Origin of the sequence: Streptococcus cristatus (assembly GCF_019685515.1) — a bacterium.
Lineage (GTDB): Bacteria > Bacillota > Bacilli > Lactobacillales > Streptococcaceae > Streptococcus.
Window position 1 is genome coordinate 111,092 of sequence record NZ_JABFFN010000002.1, and the last position, 11,752, is coordinate 122,843.

An 11,752-nucleotide genomic window follows, 5' to 3' on the forward strand; every position below is an offset into this window, starting at 1 on the left:
CTTTTTTATTCTCCTGAAAATTCACGCGCAGTCTGGGCAACTACGTCTGTTTCTAGCATAGTACGAATCTGGCGAATCGTACTATACACAGCCTTGGCATCACTTGAGCCATGAGTCTTGACAACCGGTGCCTTAACACCAAACAAGACTGCTCCACCAACATCTGAATAGTTGAGTTGCTTTTTCAAACCTCTAAGGCTATCCTTGAGAAGAAGAGCACCTAGTTTCGCTCGAAGACCACCACCTGTGATAGCTGTCTTGAGCAAGCCCATAATTCCCATAGCTGTCCCTTCAATAGATTTGAGCACAGCGTTTCCCGTGAAACCATCTGCCACAACAACATCCGCAACGCCATTCATCAAATCACGCGCTTCCACGTTTCCGACAAAATTCAAGCTTTCATCCGCTGCTAGCAAGGCGTAGGTTTCCTTACGAAGAGGATCACCCTTGCTACTTTCTGTTCCATTATTGAGCAAGCCAACACGTGGTTTCGAAATCCCACGAACATTTTTCGCGTAAAAGGAACCCAAAACAGCGTATTGGTGCAGATGATGAGCTGTATTTTCTGCATTGGCTCCAAGGTCTAGCATGTCAAAGCCTTTGCCATCAATGGTCGGTAAGGTTGACATGAGTCCAGGACGGTCGATATTCTTGATACGACCGACAATGAAGAATCCTGCAGCCAACAAGGCACCTGTATTCCCAGCCGAGAGGACAGCGTCTGCCTCTCCTTCTTTGACTGCCTTAGCCGCTAATACCATACTGGCATTTTTCTTCTTACGAATAGCTTTTGTCGGCTCATCATCAAAATCAATCTTCTCATCCGTATGGATAATGCTGACGCGTTCTGTCGCTGTTAGATATTGCTTGATTTTGCTTTCGTCTCCATAGAGTTGAATCTCAATATCTGAAAAGTCAGCAAGGGCTTGATTGACACCCTCAACGATGGCTTGAGGTGCGTAATCGCCCCCCATAGCATCTACTGCAATTTTTTTCATTTATCTTCCTCTTTTAGTAATTGTCCCCAGTCTGCTAGGGAATCAATAAATTTCTTTGATTTTAGGTGAATTCCAACATACTCTTCGTAGATTTGGTCTATAAACTTGCGCAAGTCTTGCTTGATTTCAGGCTTGAGCGAAATAGTCTCCAAGGTCTCAAAATCAATAGCTTGAAATTGATTGAGCAGATAAGGGATATTGGGATTCAGATGACAACGTCTCTCATCTTCATGATAATGCTCTGGGCAGAGGCAGGCTCCATATTTAAAAGAAAAGTCAAAAGCCTGACCGACCCGATGGCAAAAGACACACTCATTAAAATTGAGCCCAATTCCAAATCGGGTCAAGATTTGAATTTCAAAAATATTGGTCAAAACCTGATAATCCAATCCTGCTTCCATCAACTCCAAAGTCTTTTGCAAAAAAGCAAACAAGGGAGCATCCTGCTGATTATCCTGCAAACTAGCATCTGCAAGAGCCGCCACATAGGTAGCATAGGCCATGACAAAGAGATCACTATTAATCTTGGGAAAGGTCATCACCTCATGGTAGTCCTCGATGTAGCTAAGGCCGTCATCATTGATTCGTAAGAGAAACCGTGCCAACACCAAGGGCTGAATAACCGGAGCTAGTTTGGACTGACCAGCGTGCTTGACAAAAAACATGCGCTTGCCCGCCTGCTCGGTAAAAATTTTTACTAGCTTGTCATCCTCACGAAAGTTACGATTGTAGAGCACCAAGCCTTGACTCGTGATAGACTGAATCATGCTTCTCTCATGTACTCCTCAAGTCGTTTCATGGCCTCCCTGATCGTTTCCATGCTGGCTGCATAAGACAGACGCACATAGCCTTCTCCATACTGACCAAAAGCAGCACCCGGAATAAAGGCAACAGCCTTCTTCTGGGCAAAATCCTTCAGAAAAGCAAAGGAATCTTGATTGTAACCTGCTGGAATCTTAGCAAAGATATAGAAGGCACCGTCTGGTTTGATAATCTCAAAACCAAGATTAGTCATCTTCTCAATAATATAATCCCGACGCTGGATGTATTCCTTCTTCATAGGCTCTGCGTCGTTTTTACCAGCGGTCAAAGCCTCCACCGCAGCATGTTGGGCCATAGTGTTTGCGGCAGTAACCAAATATTGGTGACTCTTGATTAACTGAGCTGTGAAAGCTGCAGGAGCAAAGATGAAGCCTAAACGCCAACCAGTCATAGCATGCGATTTAGACAAGCCATTAATAATAATAGCCTGGTCTCTCAGCATCGTTCCCAGAGATACATGGGCTTGCCCTGTATAGGTCAATTCCGAGTAAACCTCATCACAGACAACAAAAATCTCATACTTGCGTAAAACGTCTGCCAAGGCTTCCAACTGCTCCCGACTATAGGTAATTCCTGTCGGATTAGCCGGATAGTTGAGAATGACAGCCTTGAGCTTGTCGCCTTGCTCCAAAATGGCCTTTTCCAACATTTCAGGGGTCAAGACAAAACCATTTTCAGTCGTATCAATCTCGACAATCTCTGCCCCAACTAGATTGACAATTGGCTCATAACCTGGATAGGCAGGAGCTGGCAAGAGCACCTTATCTCCCTCTTCCAAAATAGCTGTCAAAGTAGCAGATAAAGCCTCTGTCGCTCCAATTGTAACCAAGATCTCATTTTCAGGATTGTAATCTAGCTGGTATTTTTCTTTTACAAAATCACTGGCTGCCTGACGTAATGTTAACAGACCACTCATCCCTGTATAGTAGGATTGGTTCTGGTCGATGGCCCGCTTAGCCGCTTCCTTAACATGATCTGGCGTTGTAAAATCAGGTTCCCCCAAGGTCAAACGCAAGACCCCAGGAATCTCCGAAATAGCCTGGTCAAACTGGCGAATCAACGAAACTTGAATCTTATCTAATTGTTTATTAAAGCGCTTAGTTAAGTCCATAGATACCTCCTACTCTCAAAACGTATCTCTATTATACTACAAAAGCCCCCCAACCGCAAAAATACATTATAGAATAGCTTTCCACTTTCTATTTTACTTTTCCTGTTTACAGGTCTATAATGGTAACAGATTATGATTGGAGGTTTTTATGTCATTTCTATCAAAAAATGGAGCAGGCATCTTGGCCTGCCTTCTCATTTCTATCATTTCTTGGTTTCTAGGAGGACTTTTCCCCGTCGTGGGTGCACCCGTTTTTGCAATCTTTATAGGAATGCTCCTACACCCCTGGCTCTCCCCCTACAAACAACTAGATACAGGTCTGACCTTTAGTTCCAAAAAATTACTCCAGTATGCTGTTATCTTGCTTGGTTTTGGTCTCAATATCTCGCAAGTCTTTGCAGTCGGACAAACTTCACTCCCTGTCATCCTATCAACAATTTCAATTTCCTTGATTGTCGCCTACCTCTTCCAGCGTTTCTTTGCACTGGATACAAAACTGGCTACCTTGATTGGAGTGGGATCTTCGATCTGTGGAGGTTCTGCCATTGCGGCGACAGCGCCTGTTATCCATGCTAAGGAAAAGGAAGTCGCCCAAGCCATTTCCGTTATCTTTTTCTTCAATATCTTGGCTGCGCTCATCTTTCCAACTCTAGGAACCTGGCTTCATCTATCCAATGACGGCTTTGCTCTCTTTGCAGGAACTGCGGTCAATGATACTTCTTCTGTAACGGCCACAGCTAGTGCCTGGGACAGTCTTTATCAGACCAATACCCTCGAGTCTGCAACCATTGTTAAACTCACGCGCACCTTAGCGATCATTCCCATCACTCTCTTCCTCTCCTACTGGCAAAGTCGCCAGCAAGAAAATAAACAAGGCCTACAACTAAAAAAAGTTTTCCCACTTTTTATCCTTTATTTTATCCTGGCCTCTCTCTTAACGACTCTCCTTACCTCTCTCGGTGTGTCCAGTAGCTTCTTTACCCCTCTCAAACAACTCTCTAAATTCTTTATCATCATGGCCATGAGTGCTATCGGTCTCAAAACCAATCTGATTGCCATGGTTAGATCCAGTGGCAAATCTATTGTCCTCGGAGCCCTTTGCTGGATTGCTATCATCCTCACCAGCCTTGGCATGCAAGCATTGATTGGTACTTTATAATATAAAAAGGTAGCCCATGGCTACCTTTTTATTTCTTAAGAATTAAGCGAGTATGTTCTCTCTTGATACAGCGATTCATCACGATGTCATCGCATCCTCCAGCACGCAAGATTTCTTCCGCTTCTAGATTTTCAAGTCCTAATTGCGCCCAAAAAATCTTGGCATCAGCCCTGAGAAAATCACGCGCCACATCTGGCAAAAACTCGCTCCGTCGGTATACATTGACAATATCCACAGGAAAAGGAATCTCAGCTAGACTCGCATAAGCCTTTTCTCCCAAGATTTCCCCACCTGCAGCCTTGGGATTAACTGGAATGATTTTATAGCCCCGAGCCTGCATTTCCTTGGTCACTCGATTGCTGGTTGTTTCCTCACGATCGGACAAGCCCACTACCGCTAACGTTTTACTGGTCGCCAGATACTGGCGGATCACACCATCACTTGGATTGATAAATTCTTGGCTCATAGAGATCCTCCTTTTTCATCAGTATAGCACATTTTGAAAAGGCTTGCAGGTTTTGACTATAAAAATCTCCTAGCAAGAAAAGAAACTTGCTAGGAGAACTATCTATTTCAAGTGAAAGTTTAGATTTTTTTCTCGATACTAAATAATGGAGAAAGAGGACGTTTTTCGTGGATACGAACGATGGCATCTCCTAAGAGGTGGGCAATAGAGATCTGTTCAATCTTATCAATCAAACGCTCTTCTGGCAGGTAGATGGTATCCAAAACAACCAATTTTTTAATAGCTGATTTTTGGATATTATCCATAGCTGGCCCTGAAAGTACTGGGTGCGTACAGCTTGCGTAAACTTCAACAGCACCTGCTTCAGCAAGAGCGTCCGCCGCATGGCAAATGGTTCCAGCTGTATCGATCATATCGTCAATCAAGATACAAGTCTTACCTTCTACCTTACCAATGATATTCATCACTTCACTGGTATTCATCTTGTCTACACTACGGCGTTTGTCAATAATCGCAATCGGAGTTTTCAAAAACTCTGCCAACTTACGAGCACGAGTCACCCCACCATGGTCTGGGCTGACAACCACGTAGTCAGATCCAACCATACCACGACGTTCAAAATAGTCCGCAATCAAAGGAGCACCCATCAAGTGATCTACAGGAATATCAAAGAATCCCTGAATCTGCGCAGCGTGCAAATCAATCGTTAACAAACGATCCACTCCAGCTACTTCAAGCATATTTGCAACAAGTTTTGAAGTGATCGGCTCACGCGCACGCGCCTTTCTATCCTGACGTGCATATCCGTAGTAAGGCATGACAACGTTGACAGATTCTGCACTGGCACGCTTCAAGGCATCTACCATAATCAAAATTTCGAGTAGATTGTCATTTACAGGTGAACTCGTTGATTGTAGGATAAAGACGTGTTTTCCACGGATTGATTCTTCGATGTTGACCTGAATCTCCCCATCTGAAAATTGGCGAACAGTCGATTTCCCCAACTCTATCCCAATTTCTTGCGCCACACGCTCTGCCAATTCTCTATTAGAAGAAAGGGCAAACAGCTTTAAATCAGAAAAAGACATGATTTCCTCCGGTATTTATGTATCACTTGTTTTTTACACAACATTTTCCATTTACCATTGTAGCGCTTTTTCCTTTATTTTTCAATCAAAAATAAAACAAGGGCAAACATTTATACTCTTGTTTTATACTATTTTATATTAGCTATATTAAAACTAAAAATCCTACATTTTAACAATCGATTTTATGCTAGGATGAAATTTTTTCGAGACAAAGTTAGTATACTTCTCTCATACTTCCTGTATCCACATCATAGACAGCACCTGAAATAACCACATCATCAGGAATCAGTGGAGATTCTCGAAGCAATTGCATATCCTCTCTCACACTCTCTTCAACATCCTGGAATGGTAGAAAATCTTGGTCAGACACATCAACTCCGAACTCATGTTTCAACTGTTCATGAAAACTTTCATTTTGAAAGGTTTGAGCTCCACAGTCTGTATGGTGAAGCACCACGATTTCTCTTGTCCCCATTTGTTGCTGGGAAATCACCAGTGAACGAATCATGTCTTCAGTCACTCGACCACCCGCATTCCGCAAGATATGGGCATCCCCAAGTGCCAAACCTAGAGCTTGCGCAACGTGTAGACGTGAGTCCATACAGGTCACGATAGCTACTCTGGTTTTGGGTTTAAGTGGCAGATTTAACTGCCCATGTAGGGCAACATAAGCCTGATTGGCTTGCATAAACTGTTCAAAATACGACACGATTCCCTCCTCAAAAATTTGATAATCAAATATTTCTCCTATCTTATCATTTTTAAGAGGATTTGTCACGGATTATGCAAAGACCTTTTTCAAAACTTCCTGAATAGTCGTCACACCAATAACTTCAATTTCCTTGGGTGGAGTGATTCCTGTCAAGGAATTCTTGGGTACATAAATCTTGGTAAAGCCCAGTTTTGCCGCTTCATTGATGCGTTGTTCGATACGATTCACGCGTCGAATTTCTCCGGTCAAGCCCAGTTCACCCACAAAACATTCCTGAGGATTGGTAGGCTTGTCCTTGTAACTAGAGGCAATAGCCACTGCAACAGCCAAGTCAATGGCAGGCTCATCCAATTTTACACCACCAGCAGATTTGAGATAGGCATCCTGGTTTTGCAAGAGAAGCCCTGCTCGTTTTTCCAAAACAGCCATAATCAGACTTGCACGATTGAAATCAAGTCCAGTCGTCGTACGTTTAGCATTTCCAAACATGGTTGGTGTTACCAAAGCCTGAACCTCCGCCAAAATCGGACGGGTCCCTTCCATGGTCACAACGATTGACGAGCCAGTAGCCCCATCCAAACGCTCCTCTAGGAAAACTTGACTCGGATTGAGCACCTCAACCAATCCACCCGACTGCATCTCAAAGATGCCAATCTCATTAGTGGAACCAAAACGGTTTTTGACTGCTCTCAAGATACGAAAGGTATGGTGACGTTCCCCTTCAAAGTAAAGCACTGTATCTACCATATGCTCCAACATACGCGGACCCGCCAAGGTCCCTTCCTTGGTCACATGCCCTACGATAAAGATGGCAATGTTATTGGTCTTAGCCAGCTGCATAAGCTCAGCGGTCACCTCACGCACCTGAGACACAGACCCCTGCACCCCTGAAATCTCAGGAGACATAATCGTCTGGATAGAGTCGATGATGAGAAAATCTGGTTGGATGCGCTCCACCTCAGATCGAACACTCTGCATATTGGTCTCTGCATAGAGATAAAACTCACTATCAATATCACCCAAGCGCTCTGCCCGTAACTTAATCTGCTGGGCAGACTCCTCCCCACTGACATAGAGAACCGTACCCACTTGAGACAGCTGAGTCGAAACTTGTAGGAGAAGGGTTGATTTCCCAATCCCAGGATCCCCACCGATGAGGACAAGACTTCCTGGTACCACTCCGCCTCCAAGCACACGGTTGAATTCCTCCATCTCCGTCTTGGTTCGATTGACATTGATAGAAGTCACCTCAGCCAGTTTCATAGGCTTGGTTTTCTCACCTGTCAAGGACACACGCGCATTTTTGACCTCGGCAACCTCAACCTCTTCTACAAAAGAAGACCAAGACCCACAGTTGGGACAACGACCCAGATATTTAGGGGAATTATACCCACAATTTTGACATACAAATGTCGCTTTTTTCTTTGCGATGATAAACCTCTTTCTATATCTCTAACTCACACTCAATTACTTGGCAGAAATCAATCTTCTCATTTGGCACAAACTGGCGCATGAGCATTCCGTGAGTTACAATGATAATAGTTTTATAATTTTTATATTTTTCCAAAGCTCTTAAAAAACGATGACGCATCTCTAGATCAGTTTCATAGCGATAAGGAGAATCTTCAGATAAACCTCCTTGATGTTTTAGATAATATTCATGAGCTACCAATACACTAGTTAAATCAGAGTTAGTGCCATCTAAGTCTGGACGCCACTCATGAAAAAACGGCTCCACAAATAAGTCCAATCCTGTTTCAACTGCTATATAATGTGCTGTTTCTAAAGCCCTCGTCACAGACGATGAAATAATAATCTCTGCCTTTCCAAAACATGCAGTTTTAGCAACTTCTTTTGCCAGACTGCGACCTTTTCCTGTCAATGGTGCTAAATCACGACCAAAACCACTATAGAGTTGCGGATTTTCAAGTTTATCAAGCATACTATAATCTGGCTCCCCGTGGCGTACAAAGATAATCTTCATCCTAGTGACCAGTTGAACCAAAACCACCAGTTCGAACGCCGTCTGCCGTATCTCCATCTGCAATTAAGAAAGGAGCAAAGACAGCCTGGACAACACGTTCCCCAACTTCAAGAATAACCTCTTGGTCTGTGATATTCTTCATCTGCGCAAAAATATGCCCTTCATTCCCAGGATTTCCATAATAATCCCCATCAATAACCCCAACTGAGTTAATTAAAACCAAGCCCTTTTTACGAGGGTTTGAAGAGCGATCATAAAGGTAGAGGACCTCAGTTGGTTGCATATAAGCCTTAACCCCTGTCGGAACTAAGACAATCTCTCCTGGCGCGATCACCGTACGCACGGCAACCTTTAAGTCATAGCCAGCCGCATGAGCTGTCTCACGCTTGGGCAATAAATTTTCATCTGTAAAACTCGAAACCAATTCAAAACCACGAATTTTCATAATTTTCTCTTTTCTATTATCATTTATTCTAGATTATTCTATCTTATTTATTCGGAAAAAGCACGAAAAAAAGAGCACACAATTCAAATCGCTTAGGGCTGCTGGATTCCTCCCCTGACCCGCTTCACGCAGAACTGTTGCTCCACTATTTATTATACCACATTCCCTTCTGTTTTTAAAGAGAAATTATTTTTTCCGTCGATTTCGGAAAAAGTCCTGCATAATCGCTGCACAGTCATCTTCCAAAATTCCCGTTTCCACCTCTACACGATGATTGAGACGCTCATCTGTCAAAATATCATACAAACTTCCAGCTGCACCAAATTTCTGATTTTTAGCCCCGTAGACTACGTTTGAAATACGGGCAAGCCCAATGGCCCCGCTACACATAACACAAGGTTCAATGGTCACAAAAAGCGTACAATCCAGCAGGCGCCAACTCTCCTCACTAACATTCGCATTCTCTATGGCCATGATTTCTGCATGCATGACCGCCCGTTGCAACTCCTCGCGCGCATTATGCCCCCTACCAATGATTTCTCCATCCTTGACAATCACACAACCAATTGGAATTTCATCGTGTTCTAAGGCAATCTCAGCCTCTCTCAAAGCCACTCTCATAAAGGCTTCTTTTTCTTCAACTGTATAATTCATCGTTCTTCTCTTTTCCTACTTGTCGATTTTATTATTATATCATGATTCTCAATACAAAAAAAGCCACCGAATGCGGTGACTTAATAGGGAGATTATTATGAAAAAGAAAAGTTTAGGATATTTGTTACAACAAGTTAGGAGGTCTTCTTGTAACTGTCTATAGTATACCCGACCTATCTTAAACTAATCTTAAAAATCTCCTATGACCAAACACTTTCTAAAATATTAGTTTGTTCACGATCAGGCCCTACTGAGAAAGTAGAAATACGAACCCCAACCAACTCGCTCACACGACGAACATAGTTACGCGCATTCTCAGGAAGATCTTCCAAATTACGGACTCCAGTGATATCTTCTGACCAGCCTGGTAACTCTTCGTAGATAGGTTTGCAACGTTTCAACTGTTCAAGACTAGCTGGATAGTAGTCAATACGTTGACCATCAAGATCATAGGCTACACAGATTTTAACTGTATCCAAACCACTCAAAACATCAATAGAGTTCAATGAAAGATTTGTAATTCCAGATACACGGCGGCTATGACGCATCACAACTGAGTCAAACCAACCTACACGACGTGGACGGCCAGTTGTTGTTCCGTATTCATGACCTACTTCACGGATACGATCTCCCACTTCATCAAACAACTCAGTTGGGAAAGGTCCGTCACCTACACGACTTGTATAGGCTTTACAAACACCTACAACCTTGTCAATCTTACTTGGACCAACTCCAGACCCAATTGTCACACCACCAGCGACAGGGTTTGAAGAAGTAACAAATGGATACGTACCTTGGTCAATATCCAACATAACACCTTGCGCACCTTCAAACAGCACACGTTTACCATTATCAAGCGCATCGTTCAAGATAACAGAAGTATCTGTCACGTATTGCCTGATTTGTTGACCATACTCATAATACTCTTCAAAAATATCATCAACTGAAATAGGTTCACTATCATACAATTTTTCAAACAAACGATTCTTTTCCGCAAGATTGCGTTCCAAACGCTCACGGAAAATTTCTTTATCCAAAAGATCTGCAATACGGATACCTACACGGGCTGCCTTGTCCATATAGGCTGGACCGATTCCCTTTATTGTAGTACCAATCTTATTGTCACCCTTAGCCTCTTCTTGCAAGCGATCCAACTCGATATGGTAAGGCAAAATAACATGCGCACGATCAGAGATACGTAGATTATCTATTGTAACACCTTCTTCATGCAGATATGACAATTCTTTCACAAGAGATTTAGGGTTTACAACCATCCCATTACCAATTACAGAGATTTTTTCTGGGAAGAAAATACCTGAAGGAATCAAGTGCAATTTAAATTTCTTTCCATCAATAACTATTGTGTGGCCTGCATTGTCACCACCTTGGTAACGAGCAATCACTTCCGCATTAGCTGAAAGAAAATCTGTAATTTTCCCTTTACCTTCATCACCCCATTGGGTACCTACAACAACAACTGAAGTCATAATAAATTTCGTCTGAGCTACTAGGAGCTCGTCCTTTCTCATATACATGGCAGGAATTTCACCCACAATTATATCTTACAACTTATTATAAGAAAAAAACACTTTTTTATCAAGAAGAAACAGTAGAAAAGATTTGGGATTTCTGTAAATAACAAAATCCAAAACCTTAAAAATTAAACAAAATCCTAAAAAATATAAAATTAATACAGATTATTGTTCGTGATATATGATTTATGAGTTTCTTATTGGATAAGAGTTGTACCACCTTGCAGGAATTTATCTAGATATAGACGATAAGCTGTTTTAAAGTGATATAGTGAAAAGTCCCTATCACTTTTTATTTTAAATCGGATTAAGTAATATAGTAAAAACCGAAGATGAAGTGATTCCCACTCAGCACAACTCTGGCCTAAAGAGGCATATTCTTGTTCAACTAATTTCAAAAATACAAATGCTCGATCATAAAATTTCTGAAGCATATAAAAATTCCCTTTCTTATTACTAACACTAGTCTAACAAAAAAAGGAATTAAAAAGGCTTCAAATCCTATAAATGAAGAATTTAAAGCTAAACGAACTGAAAGTAAAATAAAGATGTAATTATAGGTACAAAAATTAAGATTTAGATTTTCAACTGTCTACTTCACTTATAAATCATAATTACCCGTCTATACACTTCACCTGACGGAGCAAGACGTACTAATTTAGTTACATAAATAAAAAAACGTTCAATGAACGTTTTTTCAGTACTCCGCCAGTAGGACTCGAACCTACGACATCATGATTAACAGTCATGCGCTACTACCAACTGAGCTATGGCGGATAAA

Annotated in this window: 13 protein-coding genes, 1 tRNA gene and 1 other RNA gene; 1 reads left to right on the plus strand and 14 read right to left on the minus strand. The window is 42.1% G+C overall.

All coding sequences use genetic code 11. The features are described 5' to 3' along the window. Positions 1 to 5: 5 nt before the first annotated feature. The 3 genes from plsX to FOA33_RS09050 are packed head-to-tail and all read right to left on the minus strand — an operon-like array spanning position 6 to position 2,931. Positions 6 to 998, minus strand: a complete 993-nt coding sequence (plsX, locus tag FOA33_RS09040) for a phosphate acyltransferase PlsX (RefSeq protein ID WP_221161378.1) — start codon at positions 996 to 998, stop codon at positions 6 to 8. Further along, positions 995 to 1,765: a DNA repair protein RecO gene (gene recO, locus FOA33_RS09045; RefSeq protein ID WP_084938702.1), complete on the minus strand. Its 771-nt coding sequence runs from the start codon at positions 1,763 to 1,765 to the stop codon at positions 995 to 997. Before recO ends, plsX begins: the two co-directional genes overlap by 4 nt. Further along, the gene (locus tag FOA33_RS09050; RefSeq protein ID WP_221161379.1) at positions 1,762 to 2,931 is read right to left on the minus strand and encodes a pyridoxal phosphate-dependent aminotransferase; all 1,170 of its coding nucleotides are present in this window, start codon (positions 2,929 to 2,931) and stop codon (positions 1,762 to 1,764) included. Before FOA33_RS09050 ends, recO begins: the two co-directional genes overlap by 4 nt. Positions 2,932 to 3,079: 148 nt before the next feature. On the opposite strand from FOA33_RS09050, the gene FOA33_RS09055 reads away from it, so the two are divergent. After that, positions 3,080 to 4,090 (plus strand): YeiH family protein, encoded by a 1,011-nt coding sequence (locus FOA33_RS09055; RefSeq protein WP_221161380.1) that lies wholly within the window; start codon positions 3,080 to 3,082, stop codon positions 4,088 to 4,090. Between the two features lie 28 nt (positions 4,091 to 4,118). On the opposite strand, the gene FOA33_RS09060 is transcribed toward FOA33_RS09055, so the two are convergent. From FOA33_RS09060 to FOA33_RS09110, 11 genes are all read right to left on the minus strand, one after another. Next, on the minus strand, positions 4,119 to 4,556 hold the full coding sequence (locus FOA33_RS09060; protein WP_213988821.1) for a CoA-binding protein: 438 nt from the start codon (positions 4,554 to 4,556) through the stop codon (positions 4,119 to 4,121). A gap of 119 nt (positions 4,557 to 4,675) precedes the next feature. Then, positions 4,676 to 5,644 carry a ribose-phosphate diphosphokinase gene (locus FOA33_RS09065; protein ID WP_084933666.1) on the minus strand — a complete coding sequence of 323 codons (969 nt, stop codon included), beginning with the start codon at positions 5,642 to 5,644 and terminating at the stop codon, positions 4,676 to 4,678. Between the two features lie 214 nt (positions 5,645 to 5,858). Then, on the minus strand, positions 5,859 to 6,353 hold the full coding sequence (locus FOA33_RS09070; protein WP_221161381.1) for a beta-class carbonic anhydrase: 495 nt from the start codon (positions 6,351 to 6,353) through the stop codon (positions 5,859 to 5,861). 72 nt (positions 6,354 to 6,425) lie between these two features. Then, the gene (radA, locus tag FOA33_RS09075; RefSeq protein ID WP_081102559.1) at positions 6,426 to 7,787 is read right to left on the minus strand and encodes a DNA repair protein RadA; all 1,362 of its coding nucleotides are present in this window, start codon (positions 7,785 to 7,787) and stop codon (positions 6,426 to 6,428) included. 13 nt (positions 7,788 to 7,800) lie between these two features. Beyond that, the gene (locus FOA33_RS09080) at positions 7,801 to 8,340 is read right to left on the minus strand and encodes a histidine phosphatase family protein (RefSeq protein ID WP_213988823.1); all 540 of its coding nucleotides are present in this window, start codon (positions 8,338 to 8,340) and stop codon (positions 7,801 to 7,803) included. A 1-nt stretch (position 8,341) separates the two neighbouring features. After that, on the minus strand, positions 8,342 to 8,785 hold the full coding sequence (locus FOA33_RS09085; protein WP_213988824.1) for a dUTP diphosphatase: 444 nt from the start codon (positions 8,783 to 8,785) through the stop codon (positions 8,342 to 8,344). 56 nt (positions 8,786 to 8,841) lie between these two features. Further along, positions 8,842 to 8,939, minus strand: an RNA gene (gene ffs, locus FOA33_RS09090) — signal recognition particle sRNA small type. A gap of 32 nt (positions 8,940 to 8,971) precedes the next feature. Further along, positions 8,972 to 9,439: a tRNA adenosine(34) deaminase TadA gene (gene tadA / locus FOA33_RS09095; RefSeq protein WP_221161382.1), complete on the minus strand. Its 468-nt coding sequence runs from the start codon at positions 9,437 to 9,439 to the stop codon at positions 8,972 to 8,974. A gap of 200 nt (positions 9,440 to 9,639) precedes the next feature. Then, the gene (locus FOA33_RS09100) at positions 9,640 to 10,926 is read right to left on the minus strand and encodes an adenylosuccinate synthase (protein WP_221161383.1); all 1,287 of its coding nucleotides are present in this window, start codon (positions 10,924 to 10,926) and stop codon (positions 9,640 to 9,642) included. 242 nt (positions 10,927 to 11,168) lie between these two features. Continuing rightward, positions 11,169 to 11,405 (minus strand): sigma(X)-activator ComW, encoded by a 237-nt coding sequence (gene comW / locus FOA33_RS09105; protein ID WP_061416447.1) that lies wholly within the window; start codon positions 11,403 to 11,405, stop codon positions 11,169 to 11,171. A gap of 269 nt (positions 11,406 to 11,674) precedes the next feature. Then, positions 11,675 to 11,748, minus strand: a tRNA-Asn gene (locus FOA33_RS09110). Positions 11,749 to 11,752: the final 4 nt, after the last annotated feature.